The 23,168-nt window shown below is 38.9% G+C and carries 22 protein-coding genes; 9 read left to right on the top strand and 13 right to left on the bottom strand.

Annotated elements, in window-relative coordinates:
* Positions 1-183: 183 nt before the first annotated feature.
* Positions 184-1,005, top strand: coding sequence for a DUF5718 family protein (locus INQ00_RS06365; protein ID WP_197546541.1), 822 nt, complete (start codon positions 184-186; stop codon positions 1,003-1,005).
* 43 nt (positions 1,006-1,048) lie between these two features.
* On the opposite strand, the gene birA is transcribed toward INQ00_RS06365, so the two are convergent.
* On the bottom strand, positions 1,049-1,963 hold the full coding sequence (birA, locus tag INQ00_RS06360) for a bifunctional biotin--[acetyl-CoA-carboxylase] ligase/biotin operon repressor BirA (protein ID WP_420026367.1): 915 nt from the start codon (positions 1,961-1,963) through the stop codon (positions 1,049-1,051).
* Positions 1,964-2,096: 133 nt separating this feature from the next.
* On the opposite strand from birA, the gene guaB reads away from it, so the two are divergent.
* From guaB to INQ00_RS06340, 4 genes are all read left to right on the top strand, one after another.
* On the top strand, positions 2,097-3,560 hold the full coding sequence (guaB, locus tag INQ00_RS06355; protein WP_197546539.1) for an IMP dehydrogenase: 1,464 nt from the start codon (positions 2,097-2,099) through the stop codon (positions 3,558-3,560).
* 17 nt (positions 3,561-3,577) lie between these two features.
* Positions 3,578-3,988 (top strand): SRA domain-containing endonuclease, encoded by a 411-nt coding sequence (locus tag INQ00_RS06350; RefSeq protein WP_065244391.1) that lies wholly within the window; start codon positions 3,578-3,580, stop codon positions 3,986-3,988.
* 8 nt (positions 3,989-3,996) lie between these two features.
* Positions 3,997-5,556: a glutamine-hydrolyzing GMP synthase gene (guaA, locus tag INQ00_RS06345; protein ID WP_197546538.1), complete on the top strand. Its 1,560-nt coding sequence runs from the start codon at positions 3,997-3,999 to the stop codon at positions 5,554-5,556.
* Positions 5,557-5,633: 77 nt separating this feature from the next.
* Complete coding sequence (locus tag INQ00_RS06340; protein ID WP_197546537.1) at positions 5,634-6,569, top strand: AEC family transporter; 936 nt, start codon at positions 5,634-5,636, stop codon at positions 6,567-6,569.
* Positions 6,570-6,586: 17 nt separating this feature from the next.
* On the opposite strand, the gene INQ00_RS06335 is transcribed toward INQ00_RS06340, so the two are convergent.
* The 9 genes from INQ00_RS06335 to INQ00_RS06295 form a co-directional block, all read right to left on the bottom strand.
* Positions 6,587-6,832, bottom strand: a complete 246-nt coding sequence (locus INQ00_RS06335; RefSeq protein WP_128788022.1) for a YgjV family protein — start codon at positions 6,830-6,832, stop codon at positions 6,587-6,589.
* 121 nt (positions 6,833-6,953) lie between these two features.
* Entirely contained in the window at positions 6,954-7,283 is a 330-nt protein-coding gene (locus tag INQ00_RS06330; protein WP_197546536.1) for a branched-chain amino acid transport AzlD family protein, read from the bottom strand.
* Positions 7,280-8,005 (bottom strand): azaleucine resistance protein AzlC, encoded by a 726-nt coding sequence (gene azlC / locus INQ00_RS06325; protein ID WP_197546535.1) that lies wholly within the window; start codon positions 8,003-8,005, stop codon positions 7,280-7,282. Before azlC ends, INQ00_RS06330 begins: the two co-directional genes overlap by 4 nt.
* A gap of 9 nt (positions 8,006-8,014) precedes the next feature.
* The gene (locus tag INQ00_RS06320) at positions 8,015-8,944 is read right to left on the bottom strand and encodes a LysR family transcriptional regulator (RefSeq protein ID WP_197546534.1); all 930 of its coding nucleotides are present in this window, start codon (positions 8,942-8,944) and stop codon (positions 8,015-8,017) included.
* A gap of 113 nt (positions 8,945-9,057) precedes the next feature.
* The gene (locus INQ00_RS06315) at positions 9,058-11,013 is read right to left on the bottom strand and encodes a site-specific recombinase (RefSeq protein ID WP_197546533.1); all 1,956 of its coding nucleotides are present in this window, start codon (positions 11,011-11,013) and stop codon (positions 9,058-9,060) included.
* Between the two features lie 144 nt (positions 11,014-11,157).
* Positions 11,158-12,210 carry a ferric ABC transporter ATP-binding protein gene (gene fbpC, locus INQ00_RS06310; protein ID WP_197546532.1) on the bottom strand — a complete coding sequence of 351 codons (1,053 nt, stop codon included), beginning with the start codon at positions 12,208-12,210 and terminating at the stop codon, positions 11,158-11,160.
* A 24-nt stretch (positions 12,211-12,234) separates the two neighbouring features.
* The gene (locus tag INQ00_RS06305) at positions 12,235-14,292 is read right to left on the bottom strand and encodes an ABC transporter permease (RefSeq protein ID WP_197546531.1); all 2,058 of its coding nucleotides are present in this window, start codon (positions 14,290-14,292) and stop codon (positions 12,235-12,237) included.
* 11 nt (positions 14,293-14,303) lie between these two features.
* On the bottom strand, positions 14,304-15,341 hold the full coding sequence (locus tag INQ00_RS06300) for an ABC transporter substrate-binding protein (protein ID WP_197546530.1): 1,038 nt from the start codon (positions 15,339-15,341) through the stop codon (positions 14,304-14,306).
* A 74-nt stretch (positions 15,342-15,415) separates the two neighbouring features.
* Entirely contained in the window at positions 15,416-16,456 is a 1,041-nt protein-coding gene (locus tag INQ00_RS06295) for an ABC transporter substrate-binding protein (protein WP_065244382.1), read from the bottom strand.
* 189 nt (positions 16,457-16,645) lie between these two features.
* Between INQ00_RS06295 and udk the strand changes: the two genes are divergently transcribed.
* Genes udk through INQ00_RS06275 form a run of 4 tightly spaced genes read left to right on the top strand, consistent with a single transcriptional unit; the run spans position 16,646 to position 20,246 of the window.
* Positions 16,646-17,287, top strand: a complete 642-nt coding sequence (udk, locus tag INQ00_RS06290) for a uridine kinase (RefSeq protein WP_065244381.1) — start codon at positions 16,646-16,648, stop codon at positions 17,285-17,287.
* An 8-nt stretch (positions 17,288-17,295) separates the two neighbouring features.
* Complete coding sequence (dcd, locus tag INQ00_RS06285) at positions 17,296-17,877, top strand: dCTP deaminase (protein WP_065244380.1); 582 nt, start codon at positions 17,296-17,298, stop codon at positions 17,875-17,877.
* Positions 17,878-17,880: 3 nt separating this feature from the next.
* A complete protein-coding gene (locus INQ00_RS06280; RefSeq protein ID WP_197546529.1) occupies positions 17,881-19,068 on the top strand; it encodes an AsmA-like C-terminal region-containing protein in 1,188 nt (395 codons plus the stop codon).
* Positions 19,068-20,246 (top strand): sugar transporter, encoded by a 1,179-nt coding sequence (locus INQ00_RS06275; protein ID WP_197546528.1) that lies wholly within the window; start codon positions 19,068-19,070, stop codon positions 20,244-20,246. Before INQ00_RS06280 ends, INQ00_RS06275 begins: the two co-directional genes overlap by 1 nt.
* Before the next feature lie 46 nt (positions 20,247-20,292).
* Here INQ00_RS06275 and INQ00_RS06270 read toward each other — a convergent pair whose 3' ends face one another.
* Genes INQ00_RS06270 through INQ00_RS06260 form a run of 3 tightly spaced genes read right to left on the bottom strand, consistent with a single transcriptional unit; the run spans position 20,293 to position 23,158 of the window.
* The gene (locus INQ00_RS06270) at positions 20,293-21,276 is read right to left on the bottom strand and encodes a peptide ABC transporter ATP-binding protein (RefSeq protein ID WP_197546527.1); all 984 of its coding nucleotides are present in this window, start codon (positions 21,274-21,276) and stop codon (positions 20,293-20,295) included.
* A complete protein-coding gene (gene dppD / locus INQ00_RS06265; protein ID WP_054417966.1) occupies positions 21,269-22,252 on the bottom strand; it encodes a dipeptide ABC transporter ATP-binding protein in 984 nt (327 codons plus the stop codon). The genes INQ00_RS06270 and dppD overlap by 8 nt, the downstream gene beginning before the upstream one ends.
* Positions 22,253-22,261: 9 nt before the next feature.
* Positions 22,262-23,158, bottom strand: coding sequence for an ABC transporter permease subunit (locus tag INQ00_RS06260; protein ID WP_197546526.1), 897 nt, complete (start codon positions 23,156-23,158; stop codon positions 22,262-22,264).
* Positions 23,159-23,168: the final 10 nt, after the last annotated feature.

Genomic DNA, 23,168 nt, shown 5'->3' with positions numbered 1-23,168 from the left:
CTTCACAACAGCGCGTCGTTGTGTGGGGCGTATTATAGGACTTTCAGAATTCTTTGCAAGTGCTTTTTTACAAAAAAGTTCAATTTTTTGATTGCCTGATGATTTAATCATCAAAGTGAATTGTCTTTGTTCAATATTCAAGGTAAATTACCTCCAAAGAGTAAGCGTTTTAACGAGGTATTTATGAATTTTGAGCAAATGATTGGTTTCGGTGTGGCAGGAAATTTCGCAGGTCATTTAGAGCAAGCCGGCGAGGCGGCTGATTTCACTCAAGTAAAAACAGAAAATGCCATTCAACCCAAAGCGATTTTCCCGTTTTATGTGCCAAGCGAAAAAGCTGGCTTTCTTTCTACCTTTCCTTTAAGTCACAATCAAATTAACTTTCCACAAGGTGCGGATAATCTTCAAATTGAGCCTGAAATTGCACTTATTTGTGATCTTATCTATAAAGGAAAGCAAGTTGAAAAAATTATTCCGCGCTATTTTGCAGCCTATAATGACTGCTCTATTCGTCGTCCTAATGCAAAAAAAATCTGTGAAAAGAAAAACTGGGGATCGGCAAGTAAAGGTGTTTCAACCAAACTAATTCCACTTTCTTCCTTTATTAAGGGAAGTGAAATTGATCAATATCGTATCGCTTGCTTCCATAAAAGAAATAGCGAGCTCAATACGTATGGTATTGACAGCCCCGCTATCGGTTATAGCTATTTCTACCAACAATTATTAGATTGGATCGTGGATAGAATGAATAATCAACCCGATGAGGGCCCGATGAATCATATTGCTTCTTTATTAGAGCAAGCAAACTATCCTGAGCAAGCGATTATTAGTATTGGCGCCACCCGTTATACCGAGTTCGGCGAAACGCATTTCTTGCAACCTAATGATCTCAGTATTGTTGTCGTGTATAACGGTGAAAAATATTCTGCTGAGGAAATTGAGAAAATGGCAAGAGATGAAAAATTTGCAGATGACATTTCAGCGCTTATTCAGAAAGTGGTTTAGCATACATCTAAAAAGTGCGGCTGATTTTGACCGCACTTTTTGTTTACTTCCTTCTTAAAGAAACCTCTCCTGCATTAAAATACCGCTCGCCTTCATCGGTTATGACTTTTAAATAACCGCGGTTGTCAATCCCCTGCTCTATACCTGAAATCGCACCTTGTTCAGTAAAGACATTCACTTTATCGCCAAAAAATTCATTATGGTTTATCCATTGTTGCATGAACTCCTCATCAATGCCCTTTTCTTCAAATTGAGCTAATCGAGAATAAATACGTTGAATCACTTTAACAAGGATCTTTTCACGATCTATATTTGGATCCTGTTCGGTTAGCTGAGCATACGGCTGACTAATTTCGGTTGATTGTGGTAATTTTACATTGATCCCAATACCAACCACCAAATTAAGCAACCCATTCTTATGATTAATGATTTCCACTAAAATGCCACCAAGCTTTCGCCCTGAAAGCAAAATATCATTTGGCCATTTCACTTTCGCATTTAACGCTTCTGCAATAGCTAAACCAATTACTAAACTTAATCCATCCAATGCTTTTTTAGGATCGATAGTCCAATAAAAACTGAAAATTAACTGGCCTGCAAACGGTGAAAGCCATTGGCGACCACGACGTCCCCGTCCGGCCGTTTGATATTCTGCAAGGCACAAATCGCCTTTTTTTAAGTGATTAATTTGATTAGTTATAAATTCATTTGTTGAAGAAATGGCTCGATGATAATGCACGGAATAAGGTGAAAGTGCGGTTGAAATTGTTTGCGGATTTAACAAAGACATTTCTGGCACAAGCTGACAAACATTATTTTCTTCTTGAATATTCAATCCCACTTCTCTCAATAATGCCATTTCTTGCGCCAATTCATTTGACGTAATATTTAAAAACGACATCAAATCTGACCGCACTTTAGGTTGGCAATCAGACAAACAATCCAATAACGATGGCATATTCATTCCTTCTCATAAAAACCTTGGCAAATCTTACCATAAAAGCGAAAAAATTCATTTTCAACCACATGAAAAATCTGTATAATCCCAGCGCAATATTTTTTGACACAACTTTTAACAACGAGATATTGCCATGCTTAGAATCAAACAAGAAGCTCTGACTTTTGACGACGTTCTACTCGTCCCAGCTCATTCAACTGTTCTTCCGAACACTGCCAACCTCTCAACTCAACTCACCAAAGAAATTCGCTTAAATATTCCGATGCTTTCTGCTGCGATGGATACTGTGACAGAAACCAAATTAGCAATCTCTTTAGCACAAGAAGGTGGCATCGGCTTTATTCACAAAAACATGACGATCGAACGCCAAGCGGATCGTGTTCGCAAAGTAAAAAAATTCGAAAGTGGTATCGTTTCTGAACCTGTGACTGTTTCGCCAGATTTGACCCTTGCAGCACTTGCTGAAATGGTGAAGAAAAACGGCTTCGCAGGCTACCCTGTTGTAGACGGTGAAAATAACTTAATCGGTATCATCACTGGCCGTGACACGCGTTTCGTAAAAGATTTAAGCAAAACTGTTTCACAATTAATGACGAAAAAAGAAGACTTAGTCACCGTAAAAGAAGGTGCAAGCCGTGAAACAATTTTAGAATTAATGCACAAAAACCGCGTAGAGAAAGTACTTGTAGTAGATGATGCATTCAAATTAAAAGGCATGATCACCGTTAAAGACTTCCAAAAAGCGGAACAAAAACCAAACGCATGTAAAGATGAATTCGGTCGTTTACGTGTCGGTGCGGCTGTAGGTGCAGGCCCTGGTAACGAAGAACGTATTGATGCTTTAGTGAAAGCCGGCGTAGACGTATTGTTAATCGACTCTTCTCACGGTCACTCTGAAGGTGTGTTACAACGTGTTCGTGAAACGCGTGCAAAATATCCAAACTTACCTATCGTTGCGGGTAACGTCGCAACGGCTGAAGGTGCTATCGCATTAGCAAATGCAGGAGCAAGCGCAGTGAAAGTCGGTATTGGTCCTGGTTCTATTTGTACTACTCGTATCGTGACCGGTGTAGGTGTTCCACAAATCACCGCTATCGCAGATGCTGCTGCGGCATTAAAAGATCGTGGTATTCCAGTTATCGCGGACGGTGGTATCCGTTTCTCTGGCGACATTGCAAAAGCTATCGCGGCAGGTGCAAGCTGTGTAATGGTTGGTTCTATGTTCGCGGGTACTGAAGAAGCACCAGGTGAAATCGAACTTTACCAAGGTCGTGCATTTAAATCTTACCGTGGTATGGGCTCATTAGGTGCCATGGCGAAAGGCTCATCAGACCGTTATTTCCAATCTGATAACGCGGCAGACAAACTCGTACCAGAAGGTATCGAAGGCCGTATTCCATACAAAGGTTACTTAAAAGAAATTATCCACCAACAAATGGGTGGCTTACGTTCTTGCATGGGCTTAACTGGCTGCGCAACCATCGAAGAATTACGTACGAAAGCAGAATTCGTTCGCATCAGTGGTGCAGGTATTAAAGAAAGCCATGTTCACGATGTAACTATCACTAAAGAAGCGCCAAACTATCGCATGGGTTAAAACAAAAGGTATTTTATATGCATCTCCCTAATGTTAAACAAAAAATAACTAACCAAGAACTATGTGATATTTTTAAATGTTCAACTCAAGGTGGCATGAGAAGATCTCTAGAAACAAAAACTCTTGTTTTAGTTACCAAAACTTATGGACAACAGACATATATCAATTACTGGGAAAATGATATTTTATATTTAACTGGGATGGGATTAACTGGCGATCAAACCTTAAGCTCTCAAAATAAAACTTTATCGGAATCAGATAGTAATAATGTTACTCTACACTTATTCGAAAATGACGCACCTAATTCATATATTTATGAGGGGGTTGTTACATTAGCAGGTCCGATTATTAAGAAAGCTCAGAAAGATAAAAATGGAAATAACCGCAAAGTATATATCTTTCCACTGAAGAAAATTAATACAATTTAGAGAAAAAAATGACAAACATCCACAACCATAAAATCCTGATCCTCGACTTTGGTTCACAATATACTCAACTGATTGCACGTCGTGTGCGTGAAATCGGTGTGTACTGCGAACTTTGGGCGTGGGATGTGACTGAAGAACAAATCCGTGAATTTAATCCTGACGGTATCATTCTTTCTGGTGGTCCTGAAAGTACCACTGAAGAAAACAGCCCGCGTGCACCTGAATATGTATTTAATGCTGGCGTGCCTGTATTGGGTATTTGCTACGGCATGCAAACCATGGCGATGCAACTTGGTGGTTTAACTGAGACCTCTGATCATCGTGAATTCGGCTATGCTTCTGTTTTAATGGATAATCCGACCGCACTTTTCGCTCATTTAAATGATGGCGATAGCAAATTAGATGTATGGATGAGCCATGGCGATAAAGTAACGCGTTTACCTGAAAACTTCCAAGTTACCGGTATGACTCCAACCTGCCCAATTGCGGCAATGTCTGACGAAAATCGTCGTTTCTACGGCGTACAATTCCACCCTGAAGTAACCCATACCAAAAAAGGTTTGGAATTATTGATGAATTTCGTGGTGAACATTTGTGGTTGCGAAACCAAATGGACAGCAGAAAACATTATCGAAGATGCCGTTGCTCGCATTAAAGAGCAAGTAGGCGATGATGAAGTGATTTTAGGTTTATCTGGTGGTGTGGACTCTTCTGTGGTTGCATTACTTTTACACCGTGCTATCGGCAAAAACTTACACTGCGTATTCGTGGATAACGGTTTACTCCGCTTACACGAAGGCGATCAAGTCATGGAAATGTTCGGTGACAAATTCGGTTTAAATATTACCCGTGTTGATGCTGAAAGCCGTTTTTTAAGCGAACTTGCTGGCGTATCTGATCCTGAGGCGAAACGCAAAATTATCGGTAAAGTGTTCGTAGATGTATTCGATGATGAATCGAAAAAACTCACTAACGTGAAATGGTTGGCACAAGGTACGATTTACCCTGACGTAATCGAATCTGCAGCAAGCAAAACCGGTAAAGCACATGTGATTAAATCACACCACAACGTAGGTGGCTTACCAGACTATATGAAACTTGGTTTAGTTGAACCTTTACGTGAATTATTTAAAGATGAAGTACGTAAAATCGGTTTAGCATTAGGCTTACCGGCTGAAATGATCAACCGCCACCCATTCCCTGGCCCAGGTTTAGGCGTCCGTGTATTAGGCGAAGTGAAAAAAGAATACTGCGATTTATTACGCCGTGCAGATGCAATCTTTATCGAAGAATTGCGCAATAGCGGTTGGTATGAAAAAACCAGCCAAGCCTTCAGCGTATTCTTACCAGTGAAATCTGTAGGTGTTATGGGCGATGGCCGTAAATACGATTGGGTTATCTCACTACGTGCGGTAGAAACCATCGATTTTATGACCGCACATTGGGCTCACTTGTCTTATGATTTATTAGGTAAAGTATCTAACCGTATCATCAACGAAGTAAACGGCATTTCCCGCGTGGTGTACGACATCAGCGGAAAACCCCCAGCAACGATCGAGTGGGAGTAACCTAAATCAATTTAAAGGGCAAATTATTTTGCCCTTTTCTTCTTTTATAACAACAACTTTTCTCTTCAAACTTCACTATGGATATCGCATTTTTACTCGGTACTAAAATTATTGAACTGACACTCATTGTACTTATTGGCTATGGGTTGGTTAAATCAAAATTATTAAAATCAGAAGATAGCAAACCACTTTCCATTATTGGACTTTATGTCATCAGTCCAGCGGTGATGATTGAAGCCTTTCAAATTGATTACACACCTGAAATTCTACAAGGTTTGCAGCTTTCACTACTTATGGCCGTGTTTCTTCAGGGTATTCTGATTATTATTGGCAGTTTATTAAAGCGCCTATTAAACCTTGATCCTATTGAGCATGCCACTTCCATTTATTCCAATTCTGGCAACTTAATTATTCCGATTGTGATGTCGCTATTTGGCAAAGAATGGGTCATTTACGCCAGCTGTTTTATTGTGGTGCAAACCTTTCTATTCTGGACACATTGCCGCTTGATTATTGTAGGTAAAGGGAATTTATCGTTAAAAACAATTGCCAAAAATATCAATATTTGGTCAATTCTCGTCGGCGCATTTTTATTTGCTTTTCAAATTAAGTTGCCAAACATTATCAATGGCACACTCTCTTCCATCGGTTTGTTTATTGGCCCGAATGCCATGCTTGTTGCGGGTATGTTAATTGCCGCAATTCCATTAAAAAGCATTGTTTCATCTAAGCGCATTTATTTAGTCACACTATTGCGCTTGTTGGTTATTCCGCTTGTATTGTTGGTATTAATAAAGCTCATTGGCTTTGTACATTGGATTGAAAAAGGTGAGATTATCGTGTTGATTAGCTTTTTAGCTACCACTAGCCCTTCAGCTTCGACAGTGACACAAATGGCGGTGATTTATAACAACAATCCACAAAAAGCCAGCGCCATTTATGGGATAACGACGCTGCTTTGTATGTTTACTATGCCACTGGTGATTGCGTTATATCAAATGTGGGGTAAATAGAAGAAAAGTGCGGTCAATTATTTAAGCACTTTTGATGCAGGTTGCTCTTTTTTCAAACGATAAAGTTGGTATAAATTAACGAAAACTAAGAATGCGTTTAGAACTGCTACAGGATAAGCACCTTTCATCAAACCATAAACCACAAAGAGTACTGCTCCAATGGTATTTACAATTCTTAAGTGAATAATGGATTTGAATAAAAAAGAGGCGGCTACAAAGAATGTTGCCATATAACCTAGTAATTCAATGAAATCAAATTCCATAAATCTCTCCGTCAATAATGATTGAAGCGGCATCATAAAAGATTTTGGAATTCAGGGAAAGAGGCGAAATAAAAGCAACCGATTGCAATATCAAGAAATTTTTATTTCGCTCAACATTCGCTTAGATAAAGACTTTTTGCACTAAAAACATATAAAAAATTGTGCCTGCCGAGATGGAAAGAAACATATTCTTTTTCCAGAAATGCAACCCCAATACCAAAGCTCCCGCAATAAAATCGGGCAAGCCGTAATAACTACTCAACACATCCACATTTTTATAGCAATACACTACTAACATTCCAAACATCGCGGCAGGTAATACTTTACCTAGATAACGAACATATTCCGGAATAGGACGATTTGCAGGAAAGATCCAGAATGGCAATAATCGAGTAAATTGCACGCACACGATACAAATCACAATGGTGATAATTTGTTCCATCAATGTCATTTCAGTGCCTCCAATTTAGATGAAAGTTTAGGACGTCGTACTGTTAATAGAATCCAGATACTGATTAGCGTTGGCACTAAAAAGTGTTCTTTCCCAACAATTAACAGCGATACAAAAGCTACGCCTAAACCTAATAATGAGCTTTCATGAGATTTTTCTTTTAGCCAGTTTTCAGCAAAGATTACGAGGAAAAGTGCTGTCATCCCAAACTCTACCCCTTTTAAATCAAAAGGAATGATTGAACCAAATAGGTTGCCTAATCCCGCACCGACGACCCAATAAACGTGCAAATAAAAACTGACAAAGAACATATACCAACCTTTATCTAAATGATCGGGGATCTTCGCCATATAATTCAGGGAAAAACTTTCATCTACTAGAGTACTAATTAAATACCAACGTTTTTTCCCAATTTGAGCACCATATTTTTCTAACATGGAAATGGCATAAAAAATCTGACGCCCACTTACCATCAGCGTAACTAATGCGACACTTAAAGGCGAAAAAGGCATGACTAATGCTGCAGCAGCAATAAATTCAACGGAGCCCGCATAAATGAGTGCTGCCATTGTAACAGGGAACCAAACACCGAATCCAAGTGCTTTCATGTAAATGCCATATGCAATGCCTAAAAATAAAAAGCCGGCAAGCATTGGCATGCTGTAAGGAAATGCCGCTTTTGCTGCGGCTTTGATGGGATTTTCTGTCACCACTTCTGACATATTGACCTACTACAACGCTAAAACAGACAAACCAGGTAAGGTCGAAAAACTTTGTGCTTTTACTGTTTGATGGAAATCTTCGATATAAGCTAAATTGGCATCTTCTTTACGAATTGCTGCATAAAGGTTACTGTACAACCCTTCTTCTGTAATTTTGCGTGCCACCACATACCCTTTTTCTAAATAAGGCAATGCCGCCCAATAAGGCACAGTGGCAATACCCCGACGACTCGCCACTAACTGGATCAAGGCGATCGTTAGCTCTGTCGTACGACGCGGCGGATTAATGCCTTTCGGTTTCAACACTTGACGATATAAGTCTAACATATCATCAGGCACGGGATAGGTTACCCAAGTTTCCTCAGCAAAATCTTCCGCCTGCCAAACCTCTTTATTCGCTAATGGATGATCTTTAGAACAAATCCCCACCATTTCATAAGAAAATAGCGGTTTAAACAAAACATCATCATTTTGTTCAACGTCTGACACTATCGCCCAATCTGCACGATGAGACAATAACAATCCTACAGGATCAGTATGGAAACCTGAGACAATATCCAATTCTACCAAGCTCCAATGCTGACGAAACTCATCCATCGCTGGCATTAACCAGTCGAAACAGGTATGACACTCTACTGCAATTCTTAACTGCCCTGCATCACCGTGTTTTACGCGTGCGAGCTCACGTTCTGCATCAACCACTTTTGGAAGAATTTCATTGGCAAGACGAATCAAACGATCGCCTGCTGCGGTAAAACGCAATGGATTACTTTTACGCTCAAATAGAAGTAAACCGAATTGCTCTTCCATTAACTTAATTTGATGAGAAAGTGCCGATTGTGTTAAATAAACACGTTTTGCCGCCATCGAGACGCTGCCCGTTTCCTTTAAAGCAAGCAAGGTTCTTAGGTGACGAAGTTCAAGAAATGTGGGTTTCATTAGAATAATTCATAAAGTTATAGCATTAGATGAGCAACATAATAACGCAAATTAAATTTGCCGAAAAGAAAGTGCGGTCAAAAACGTTGATATTTTGACCGCACTTAAGACGATTATTTATCTAATTGAACGGGAAAAAATAAGCTCAATGGTCGTTTTTTCACAATTTGACAAACTTCATGCCAAATTGACCACCAGCTATCAATTTCCGTATTTAAAGAGCGCAGTGCGACCCAAAGTGTCAATGAAAAACTGACTATTAAATTCACTAAACCAATCAGCAACACAAAAGCAATGCATTGTAAAAAGAATGGATAGGCAAATTGTCCACTGACTGCACTGTATCCTAAATTCGCTGATGAAAATGCAACATGACGAATATCTAACGGGAGATGAGTTAAATATCCCACTAAACCGGTAAGCCCAAGTAACATACCAAAACAGAAGTTACCAATAAGCGAACCATAATTCTCATGCATATAATTAGCAAATTTAACGCGAGACTTCTCAGACATCAATTTTTTTAATAACGGATGTTGTGCTAAACGCATGCGCATATTCAAATAATTGCTACGATTATCAAAATAGCCAGAAATAATTCCGGAGCAGAATAACCATACACCTGCAATAGCTGCGAACCATAAAGAACCATCTAAAGGATCAATACGGTGTAATTGATAGGCTATTTTCTCTGAATTCATCAATGGCTCACCTGTTTGATGTTGATAAACAAAAGCAATTAATGCCGCTAATCCCATAGCAACTACTACATTGCCTAAAACGGCCACGCTTTGGGAACGAAATACATCCACTAATAACTGGGCTAATTTCATATTTAATGTTTTGCCTTGTGGATTTTTCTCTACTGCCTCAGCAAAACGAGCAGCTGTCATAGCTGGCTGTTTGGTTGCAACCGTGAAATGCAACATAAAGATCACCATAAATCCGAAGCCGTAATTTAAACCTTCGGCAAGACCTTTCCAGACTTTATCATCAATAATACTGCCTAAATAAGTTTTAAATAACGCCATTAGTGCAATCAATACACCACCACCTGCCGCAGAGTAAAACATTGCCCAATACTCTTTTTTATCTCGAGTAATGTAATGCTCACCGTGGTCCCCAGCATTCTGCGTAACACTACGAGCAATTAATCCTGAGCTTTGTTTCCATAATCGGGAAATACTATGTCGCTCTGCAGCTGCACGGGCAAAACAACCCGTTAATAACAATATTCGACGCGGTAAATAGCGATTTGAAACAAAAATTGCCATCAACGTTTCTAATCGTTCTAAAGTCTGGGAAAGACGTTCTAATAAATACGCTGTATTTAAGGAAGACCCCACTACTGCCCCACGTTTCTGTAAGCCAATAATCAATGCCTTACATTGATCAAACATTACCTGTAAATGGCTATCATCAAAATCTATTGATTGGCGGCGCGCCGCTACCCAATCAACCACCTCATGGTGTAAAGCAACAAAAGGTGAATCAGCATTTAACAGAGAGGGTTCCATTCGCATCAGCTCAGGATCCATATCTTCAGCTGCAATCCAAATTGAAAGCATCTCTATGGCAAATAGCCCTTCACTTTCAATATGATTTTTTAAACGTTCCCGATCTTTTTGTTCTGTATAACGGGTTAAAACGCCAAATACGCCTCGCCACGTTTTTAATGGGACGGCATCAATCCAGCGCGCATCATTTTTATCGCTAAACAATAAATAAAAAATATCACGTAAATCATTAATATCTTTAAAAGAGGGGTTAAAACGCTCATAAATACGCGTTTTCATTTCTTGCCCAAAACCACCACGCGTAAGAATACCACTACTAATAAACAATGGGTAAAGACGTAAACCACATAACCAACCACATAATAATTTCGAAACAGAACAGCCTAATTCTTTATCGTTCTTTAAGATAAACTTAAACAAGTGCAAGGTTGGAGAAATTTTTTCTGTAGGGCTACTACGTAATAATTGACACAGCCCTTCCACAAGACCAAAGGCATCGTTTTCCGCCACTTTGTTTCGCAAAAATTGCGGTAAGGTATCGGTTTTAATCATGAGCTTTCCCCCATATCGTTTATATTCAAAGCGAGACATTATACAGCTTTGTTGGATAAAGTAAAAATGAGAGGAAAAGCGCGGTCAATTTTGAAAGCGTTTTAAAAGAAAAGGCGTATGTTTCCATACGCCTTTAGATTGACATTATTGCTCTTTCTTCAGCAAGAAAATGCCTTGTTCAGAGAAGTTCACATAAGCTTGTTTCAGATTAGCATTGAAGTCTTCAGGTTTAGTATTAATGAGCAATTCTTTGCCAGCCCAAATCGCCACCACTTCCCAGTGATTCCCCATATAGACTGCACTCTTAATTTCACATTGTTGTGCTGCCTCGCCTTCTGCTTTTAAGTAAATTGCTTCAGGACGTACGCCTACTAAGCATTCACCATCTGGTAAATTGAATTGTGCCGCATTGCTTAATGGTAATTTGTAGCCATTCACGTCAATGGTGTTATTTTCCAATTTACCTTCAAAGATGCTCGATTCACCCATGAAGTTTGCAAGGAATAAAGAGTTTGGACGCAAATAAAGCTCTTTTGCCGGTGCTTTTTGCATGATTTTACCTTTATTCATGACGATAACTTCATCGGATACCGCAAACGCTTCGGTTTGGTCGTGAGTCACATAAAGCGAGGTAATACCTAAACTTTGTTGTAATTCACGGATTTTTTCACGCATAGAACGACGTAAGTTTGCATCTAAGTTACTTAATGGTTCATCAAAAAGTAATACTTTTGGTTTTAACACTAACGCACGTGCTAATGCCACACGTTGTTGTTGACCACCTGAAATCTGATCCACAAAACGATCTTCAAAACCTGCTAAATCAACTAACTCTAAGGCTTCTTTTACACGTTTAGCGCGTTCTTCTTTTCCCACACCTTGCATACGTAAACCATAGCCCACGTTATCGCCAATGCTCATATGTGGGAACAAAGCGTAAGATTGGAATACGATACAAATATCACGATTTTGAATAGATGATTTGGTTACATCTTCACCATCAATAAAAATTTGACCTGAAGTTGGATTTTCTAAGCCTGCCACCAAACGTAACACCGTGGTTTTACCACAACCAGATGGACCTAATAAGGTCACCATGGTGCCACGTTTAATGGTTAAATCTAAATTATCAATGACTGTGGATTTACCAAAAGATTTAGTGATATTTTTTAATACTAAGAAATCATTATTACTCATAATATTTACCTACAACTTAACGAGTTAATTCATTTTTTTCGCTTTAGAACGGGAAATTCGGGTATCACCCACAATCCAGTCAAAGAATAAAATAATGGCCATCATGACTACTATCAGAATTGAACCATATGCAATTGCAATTCCGTATTCACCATCTTCTACACGGTTTAAAATATAAGATGTAGCAACACGGGTATCTGCTGTAACTAAAAATACAATTGCACTTACTGTAGTCATAGCTCTAACAAAGCTAGTTACAAGAGCTGAAAGCAAGGCTGGTTTTAATAAAGGGAAAACAATAAAACAAATAGTTTTAAAAGAGCTTCCTTTTAGTGATAAAGAGGCCTCATCTAAAGATTTATCTAGTTGTCCTAATCCAGCAATAGCCGCTCGCATACCTACAGGCATATTACGCATAACCATTGATAAAATAACAATTAATGCAGTCCCAGTTATATAAATTGGCGCATCATTAAAGGCAAGTATGTAGGATACCCCTGCAACTGTACCTGGCACGGCAAAACATAACAAAGTTAGGAATTCTAAAGTTTTTTTACCTTTAAATTCCCGTCTAACTGTAATATAAGCGATAAGCAAGCCAAATAATGCAGTGATAGGTGCAGCTGTTGCAGCAAAAATGACTGTTTGAATTAACGATGGCCATGCTCCATCACTAAATCCTTGACCAAATAACGTAATATAATTTTTGAGTGTTAAAGTATAATCAACACCCCAATTCACTGTAAAACTACCGTAAAAAATACTACCGTATAATAAAACATTAAATATAATCCAAAATGCTAATATAAACGTAATAGCATATTTCATCGTTACAGGAAGATCTTGTACATCACCACGATAAGATTTCCCTGATACAGTAGTGTATGAACGATTACCAATCCACCAATATTGAATAATAAAAATACCCAATGAGAAAATTAGAAGAATTGTTCCTAGAGTACTTGCGGATGCATAATCTAATTGAGAACCAGCTATATAAAAGTAAATCTGTGAAGAAATAACATCAAAGCTTCCGCCTAAAACTAACGGAGTACTAAAATCGGCTATAGATTGAATAGCAACAACTAAAAAAGAATTTGCTAACGCAGGTTTAAGCAATGGGAAAATAATATTAAAGAAAGTTTGATAACGATTTGCTCTTAAAGTATATGCAGCTTCCTCAATTGATGGATGGATGGACTTTAAAGCCCCCTCCAATATCATAAAAGACATTGGTGTTAATGCTAAGGTATGAGCAATAACAATTCCAGTAAAACCATACAACCAATTACTTTCGAATCCTAAATACTCAACTAAATAATGAGTAATATATCCTGAACGACCAAGCATTAATGTCACCCCTAAACCAACGACAAATGGAGGGGTAACAATTGGAAGAATAGAGAATATTTTACCAATAACTGCACTACGCTTTGCAATTCTAGTAGTATAAAGTGCAAATACTAAACCAAACGCTGTTGCAAGAATACCGATTGTCCCTGCGACAGCTAGTGAGTTTAAAATAATACGTATAACATAAGGCTGTTTAACAATGTCGAGCACCTGCCCTGGCACAAATTCATCTCCTTTGTAAAACATTGAGATAAAAATGGCTAAAGTAGGGTAAACAATAAAGAAAAATATAAGTAATACAATGCTCAATAGTGATGCGATAACGAATTTATCACTTTGCATCACTTTCATTTTGGCAAGAGCATTCGTTGAAATACCAATTAAAGCAATTGTAAGAATAAACTCAGAATAACCCAAGCTGAATTTTTCAATACTTGCTGAAATCATTACAAAAGAAAAAATTAAGCAAGCTAATAAAAACTCTATTTTACCTTGTTGTACGGCTCCTTTTCCTTTATATAAAAAAGAAAATATAGGAATAAGAAATAAAGAACCAAACCAAACCCAACTCAAATTTACTGAGCTCCACCCCATGGCTGCTAGGATTTCATCTTCTGTTGAATCAAAAATGCCATAATATAATGCCATAGAAGGTAAAAGGGCAAAGCCTGCCATAGCAAGCATTACCCAAAATAGATTGGAATTGAGAAAATAATACTGCTTTCTCATAAAGCCTCCATTTATTTATTTAATTTAACTTCTCTCACCCAACGGTCGATCAAGCCACTACGCACATCTGACGCACCAAATTTATTAAAATCATAATTAATTAAATTTAGCTCATTAGATTTCAAGGCATAAGGTGAAGACGTAGCATTTATATTTGTAAGAATGTGATGTGATTGTGCTTCTTTCCAAGAAATTTCTTGTGCCTCTTTAGACATAACCCAATCGACAAACAGTTCGGCATTTTTTAAATTTCGGGCATTTTTAATTACACTTACGCCGCCAAGTTCATAGCCGGTACCTTCACAAGGAACAACTACCTCTATAGGTGCACCATTCTGTTTTTCAAAAGAATAGTTCTGTAAAAAGCCAATACCTATTGTTGTTTCCCCTCGAGCTAAATTATGAGCGGGTGCAGTTCCAGCTTTAGGATACTGTGAAATATTTTTATCTAATGCTTTTAAATAATTAAATGCTTCATCCTCTCCCCAAAGCTGAACAAATGTTGCTATTGCGGTATATGCAGTTCCAGCACTTTGAGGATCTGAAATTTGAATTTCATTCTTAAATCTAGGATCGAGTAAATCTTTCCAGCATTTTGGAGTTTCAGTAATTCCTAATTTTTTCAATTTTTCTGTATTCACTCCAAAACCCAACACTCCCATATAAACTACGGAGCTGTAATTTCCTTTACGACGTCCAGGATCTTTAAATTGAGGCATAACTTCTGTCAGCATTGGTGATTGATATGCAGTTAGCAAATCCATCTCGGCAGCCTGAGAATGTGTATCAAATGTTCCACCATACCACACATCAGCTTGTGGATTATTTGTTTCAGCCTTTATTTTAGCTAGTGTACTGCCTGAACTATTACGAATAAAACTAGCATCTACATTGTATTTTTTAGCAAAAGATTGCACTTGTTTTTCACACACTGAGTTTTGTGCGCTGCAATATACTACTAACCGACCTTCAGCAATTGCTGAACTAGTAAAAAAGATCCCGCTAAACAAAGCAGCTGACAGACTCAAAGATATAGTTGATTTTTTCATTGATTGACTCCCTTTTATATTTTAGCTACAGGCTAAAAAATTAGGCGGACATCCCCGCCTAATTCATCTATAAACTATTTCGCTAATTTAACGTCTTGAACCCATTTTTCAATTAAGGCTTTGCGTTGTTCAGTTGCACCGTATTTTTCAAAGTCATAATTGATGAGGTTCAGTTTATTTGGATCAAACGCAGTTGGTGATTGTTCCGCTGTTGTATTGGTTAAGATTTGTAAAGAATCGCCTTGTTTCCACGCTAACTCTTGACCTTCTTTAGATAATGCCCAATCCACGAATAATTTTGCGTTATCGATGTTACGCGCACCTTTTAAGATACTTACACCACCTAACTCATAGCCAGTACCTTCACAAGGCACCACTAATTCCAACGGCGCACCTTGACGTTTTTCAAGTGCATAATCGTGTAAGAAACCGATACCTACCGCAGTTTCACCACGTGCAGCATTACGAGATGGGGTCACACCTGATTTGGTGTATTGAGATACGTTTGGATGTAATGCTTTCAAGAAATCAAATGCTTTATCTTCGCCCCAAAGTTGAACGAAAGTTGCTAGTGCTGTATATGCTGTACCCGCACTTTGTGGGTCAGCAATTTGCACTTCGCCTTTTAAGCGAGGATCAGTTAAATCTTTCCAGCATTTTGGGACTTCTTTAATACCTAATTTTGCTAAACGCTCAGTATTCACACCAAAACCTAAGATACCCATGTAAATCGCAGAGACATAATGTCCTTTGGTTTTCGCTGGATCACGGAAACGCTCAACAATTTCATCAATGTGTTTAGATTTATAAGGTTCGATTAAACCTAACTCTGCCGCTTGTGCTTGAGGGTCGAATGTACCACCAAACCATACGTCTGCTTGCGGGTTATTTTTTTCTGCTTCAACTTTTGCGAAAGTACTACCTGAACCGTTGCGAATAAATGAGGTTTTCACATCATATTTTTCGCCAAACGCTTTCGTTGTCGTTTCACAAAGAATGTTGGTCGCACTACAATACACCACCAAACGCCCTTGAGCATTAACAGCAGATGATGTCATTAAACCCGCAGCTAAAAGTGCGGTTGAAATTGAGAGAGAAATTTTATTCATTTTCATTGTAGCTCCTCATAAATAACACAGATGAAATAATAAAAACGAGCACAGCGTAAGCGAAAACGAAAAAAATTTCCGTGAAGTACTTCACAAATTTAAAAAATTAAAATAAAAAAAGAAAGAAAGGTGAATTTAAGCTGATTTTTCTTTATAATCCCAATAATTTTTACCTTCCGTTTTTGAGGACGTTCCATGTCAAACTCATCTTGTATTATCATCGCCATCACGGGTGCATCCGCTTCAGGCAAAAGTTCCATCGCCTCTACTGTTCATAAAGAACTTTGTAACGAGTTAGGATGCCAAGAAATTGGGATTATTGCTGAAGACAGCTACTATAAAGATCAAAGCCATTTAGAGATGAGTGAGCGCATAAAAACAAACTATGACCATCCCAATTCAATGGATAGAGATTTACTCATTCAACACTTAAAAGACTTAAAAAACGGAACCGCCGTAGATATTCCTGTCTATAGTTATGTTGATCACACCAGAACAGGCGAAACCAAACACTTCACTCCGAAAAAAATTGTGATTTTAGAAGGCATCTTATTGCTCACTGATGAGCGAGTTCGCCAATTAGCCGATATTTCTGTCTTCGTGGATACCCCATTAGACATTTGTTTTATCCGCCGTTTACAACGTGATATGGAAGAACGTGGCCGTTCATTACAATCTGTTATTGACCAATACCGCGCAACCGTTCGTCCAATGTTCTTACAATTTATTGAGCCATCAAAACAATATGCAGATATCGTGATTCCTCGCGGTGGTAAAAACCGTATTGCGATTAACATGTTAAAAGCTCAAATTCTTCATTTATTAAACGAAAAATAGGAAAAATCATGCGTCTTTGCGATACCGATATCGAACGCTATCTAGATGATGGCATTATTTCTTTAACGCCTCGTCCTGACAACGACAAAATCAATGGTGCAACCATCGATGTACGTTTAGGCAATTCATTTCGCGTATTTCGTGAACATTCAGCCCCATATATTGATTTAAGCGGTCCGAAAGAAGAAGTTTCTGCTCAACTTGAATCGGTCATGAGCGATGAAATCATTATTGGTGATGATGAGGCCTTCTTCTTACACCCAGGTATGTTGGCGTTAGCCACCACATTAGAGTCTGTGAAACTCCCTGCCAATATTATCGGTTGGTTAGATGGTCGCTCTTCACTTGCTCGTTTAGGCTTAATGGTGCATGTTACCGCTCATCGTATCGATCCAGGTTGGGAAGGTAAAATTGTGTTGGAGTTCTACAACTCCGGCAAATTACCTTTAGCATTGCGTCCTAATATGGTGATTGGTGCATTGAGTTTTGAAGTGTTAAGTGGCCCGGCAGCGCGCCCTTACACCAGCCGTAAAGATGCTAAATATAAGCATCAGCAAAATGCGGTAGCTAGCCGAATTAATGAGGATTAATCAATGAAAAAGATCGCAATTAGCCTGTTGATCGTGCTGTTTGCGATCTTTGCTTTTTTTTATATTCAACTCAATCAACTGAAAAGCAGTATCGTCGAGCATTTGGTGCAATATAACATTCAAGTGAATGATTTTTCGGTAAACCTTCTACCACAGCCAACGGTGAATTTATCTGAGGTAAAATACCATCAACTTTCGGCTGAAAACCTTGAAGCTAAATTTGCGCTCTTTCCTCTTTTTTCAGGCAATCCGATTTTAGAAGAAGTACAAATCACTCATTTCAAACTGAGCGAACAAGCCTTAAACTATGTCAATATTCATGGTCGTTTTACTGATTTTTCACTTAAAAATATTTTTAACCAAAACATTGCGTTTAAAGGTGAAAGTGAGATTAGTTTTTCTCTTGATAAACCGATTTATGGTACAAGCACAAAATATCAATTTGCGTTCAGCAAGGGAAATATTAACCTAAATCACCAAGGCAAAAATCTGATTCAATTTGTCAATGCCCGTTTAAATCAACAACCTCTGGGTTACATTGAAACTTACGTTGATTTCTCAAAACCGGTTAAAACAATCAATGCCTATCTGCAGCCCGATTGCCAACATTGTTTAGCCACTTTTAGATTTAGTCATAAAGAGCAACAAAGTGCGGTCAATTTTTCAGGTAAAAATTTCCCAATGACACAGCTCACCGCCTTACTGAATTTTCCCAATACATTAACTGGTAATGCTGATTTTAATATCCAGCTCGTGCTAACCAATTCTGAACTCACCAAAGGAGAATTTAGTTTCGACGCTCAAAATGGTGAACTTTTAGGATTGAATTTATTAGATATGGCGGCACAGTATTTACCAATTAACTACAACAGTGACTTAACAGCTAACAGAAATATGAACACGCCTTACGAGCGTCTTGAGTCACATCTTTTGTTTGAAAACCACTTACTCACAGTGGATAAAATAAGCTTAAAAACAACCGCACTTTTAGGTGAAGGTTCTGGAGCCATTGATTTAGATAATGTACAATGCGACGTCAATTTAACTTTAAGATCAACTGACGAAAAATACAAAAAACTGGCATTGCCTATTCGCTTTTTCGATAGTTGCTATGCTCCACAATACAAGTTAAATATTGATAAAAATTTCCGTCATCAACTTAAGGAATTAATTAAAGAGAAATTAAAATAATGTCGTTTTATCAGAAAGCAGAAAAAACTCAATTTTGGCGCGTAGTTATCATGGCTTGCGCCGCTTTTATTTTTAATACCACGGAATTTGTGCCCGTTGCATTACTCACCGATATCGGACAAAGTTTTGATATGCAAAGCTCCGATGTAGGGTTAATGATGACCGTTTATGCTTGGACTGTCATGATTATGTCTTTACCCGCCATGCTCGCGACAGGTGATATGGAGCGTAAAGGCTTGTTACTGAAACTTTTCGTGATTTTTATTATCGGTCATATTATCTCAGTCATCGCGTGGAATTATTGGATTCTTCTTATTGCCCGTATGTGTATTGCTGTGGCGCATTCACTCTTCTGGGCAATTACCGCATCATTAGTCATGCGTGTGGCACCGAAGAATAAGAAAACACAAGCAATTGGTATGCTCGCTATCGGTACATCTCTTGCAACCATTTTGGGCTTACCGTTAGGACGTATAGTTGGTCAATTAGTTGGCTGGCGTATTACTTTTGCAATCATTGCTGCATTAGCTGTAGTGGTGATGATATTGATTATGCGTTTATTACCAAATCTACCAAGTAAAAATGCCGGCTCACTTTCTAGTCTACCGATTTTGGCAAAACGTCCATTACTCATTGGACTTTATGCCACAACGGTACTTATCGTTTCAGCACACTTTACCGCTTATACCTACATTGAGCCCTTTATGGTTCAAATCGGGCAAATGGATCCTAATCTTGCCACGATGATTCTTTTAGTTTTTGGTATTTCAGGTGTGACAGCCAGTGTGATTTTTAACCGATTATACCGTTTAGGCGCCACACAATTTATTATCCATGCAATTCTGTTATTAGCTATTTCCTTAGGCTTTATGCTTACTTCGGCTGGTTATACTGCAACAATGTTTGCCTTAGCCTTTATTTGGGGTATAGGAATCTCTTGTATCGGGCTTGCATTACAAATGCGCGTTCTACAACTTGCGCCAGATGCAACAGATGTAGCGAGCGCCATTTATTCAGGTATTTTTAATGCTGGTATTGGTGCTGGCGCACTATTTGGTAATCAAATCGCTCGTCACATTGGTCTTGAATATATAGGCTTTAGTGGCGCAGCATTAGCTATGATTGCACTCGGCATCTTTGTCTTCTTCAATTTCCGCTATCGTTCTCAAAACGCCTAAAAAATGACCGCACTTACTCAAGTGCGGTCATTTTCTTTTCTCTTTTCTAATCGAGATGGAAGCAAGCAATGAGCTTACCATCAGGATATTTTTCCAATTTAGGCTGCTCATTTCGACATTTATCCGTTGCTTTCCAACAACGCGGATTAAATGCACAACCTTTTGGCGGATTAATTGGACTTGGCAATTCTCCGGTTAATTTAATCCGCTGGCGACGTAATTCAGGTGACAATCTTGGTGTCGCTGAAAGCAAAGCTTGCGTATAAGGATGTTGTGGATTTTTAAAGATCTGCGCTTTTGTACCCATTTCAACACAGCGACCTAAATACATCACCATCACTTCATCAGCAATGTGTTCAACCACCGAAAGATCATGGGAAATAAAGACATAGGATAAACCAAGCTCAGCTTGTAAATCCATCATCAAATTCAACACTTGCGCACGAACAGATACGTCTAAAGCAGAAACCGGTTCATCCGCTACAACCACGTCAGGATCAAGCATTAAACCACGAGCAATCGCGATACGCTGACGTTGTCCGCCCGAAAACATGTGTGGATAGCGATTGTAAAACTCAGCACGCAATCCTACTTTTGCCATCATAGACAATACTTTTTCTTTACGTTCTTTAGCTGATAAATTGGTATTAATGACTAAAGGTTCTTCCAAAATTGTGCCGATTTTCTTACGCGGATTTAGTGATGCATAAGGATTTTGAAACACAATTTGGATTTTCTGACGGCGCAATGCTTTCGTTTCGTGATCATTCTCTAAGAAATTTTGTCCGTTATAATATAACTCACCTTCTGTCGGTTCTTCTATCATCGTCAAAAGACGACCAAGTGTCGATTTACCGCAACCTGACTCACCCACTACGGCAAGGGTTTTACCTCGTTCTAAGGAAAAAGACACGCCATCTAATGCTTTCACTTGCTGTGTTTTAGCAAACATTCCTTTTTTGACAGGATAATATTTTTTCAGCCCAATAGCATTGAGCAATGGAGCATTTTCTTGTGCGACATCAGACATTGCTAGGTTCTCCTTGGGCATTTAGTGGGGTATGACATTTTACTTGTCTGTTTCCTACTTGGCGTAATTCAGGCTCAACAGTTCGACAAAGATCGGTCGCATACGGACAGCGTGGATTTAGCAAACAACCTTGTGGGCGATCGTATTTACCTGGCACCACTCCGGGTAAAGATTGCAAACGAGATTTACCTTCTGCAAACTCCGGTAAAGAACGCAATAACGCTTGAGTGTAAGGATGTTTTGGTTCACGGAAAATATCTTCTGCTCGTCCTTCTTCCACTACTTGTCCTGCATACATCACAATAATACGATGCGCCGCTTCTGCGACTAACGCAAGATCGTGCGTAATCAGAATCAACGACATGCATTCTTTTTGCTGTAACTCAAGCAACAAATCTACAATTTGAGCTTGAATGGTCACATCCAGTGCGGTGGTTGGTTCATCTGCAATGAGCAATCTCGGTTTACATGCAATCGCCATAGCAATCATAACGCGTTGGCTCATCCCGCCAGAAAGCTGGTGTGGATAGACATCAATACGCGATTCAGGATCAGGAATACCGACTAAGCGTAAAAGCTCTAAAGTGCGTTCACGGCGTTCTTTTTTGCTGCCGCCTTGATGCGCTTTAATGGCTTCCATAATTTGGAAACCGACTGTATAAGCGGGATTTAAGCTTGTCATCGGGTCTTGGAAGATCATGGCAATATCTGCACCAATCAATTCTTGCTTTTCTTTTGGTGCTAAGCTCAAAAGATCTTTCCCTTCAAACGATAAGCCTTTCGCTGAAACACGACCAGGAAAATCAATTAAGCCCATCACGGCAAGGGAACTCACGGATTTCCCCGAGCCCGACTCGCCAACAATACCTAATACTTCACCTTGATTAACTTGATAGCTAATGCGATCCACTGCTTTAAAAGGTGCTTTTTCATCACCAAAGTGAACAGAAAGTTCTTTTACATCTAATAATGCCATTCTGCCCCCCTATTGTTTTAATTTTGGATCGAGCGCATCACGCAACCCGTCGCCCATTAAGTTGAATGCTAAAACAAGCGATAAAATCACTAAACCTGGAATCGTAACCAACCAGTTGGCCGCCTGCATAAAACTACGCGATTCAGATAACATAGTCCCCAATTCCGGTGTTGGTGGTTTTGCACCAATACCTAAGAAACCTAAGGTTGCTAATTCTAAAATGGCATTAGATATCCCCATTGTCATTTGCACAATGAGAGGCGCAAGGCAATTCGGTAAAATGACAATAAACATCAAGCGTAATACGCTTGCTCCCGCTACACGCGAAGAGGTGACATAATCTCTGTTTTTCTCATTTAATACCGCTGCACGTGTTAAGCGCACATAACTTGGAATCGAAACCACGGCAATCGCCAACGTCGCATTGGTTAAAGAAGGCTCTAAAATTGATACCACCACAATGGTTAAAAGCAAGTTTGGGATAGCCAACATAATGTCAATAAAACGAACGATTAATGTATCCAATGCGCCACCATAATAACCGGCAAGCAAACCTAGGCTCGTTCCTAAAATGCAAGATAGTATGACAATAATGAAACCTGCAAAAACAGAAATGCGCGTACCATAAATAATGCGAGAAAGAATATCTCGACCAATGTCATCTGTACCCAGTAAATAAGCTGAATTGCCGCCTTCATACCAAGCTGGTGGTAACAATAAAGCCGAACGATTTTGTTCGATAGGATCAAAAGGTGCTATCCAAGAGGCAAAAATACTGATTAATGCCACAGCAAGGATAAAAGTGAGCCCAATCACCGCCCCTTTATTTTGTTTGAAATAAAACCAAAACTCCTGCAGCGGTGTGCGAGGTGCGAAGGTTTCAATAGGTAAAGTTTGTTCCGTCATTAATAAGGCT

Source organism: Haemophilus parainfluenzae (assembly GCF_014931275.1).
In the GTDB taxonomy this organism is placed as follows: domain Bacteria; phylum Pseudomonadota; class Gammaproteobacteria; order Enterobacterales; family Pasteurellaceae; genus Haemophilus_D.
The sequence above is the reverse complement of the archived record's forward strand: the minus strand, read 5'-3'. Positions and strand labels throughout refer to the sequence as shown.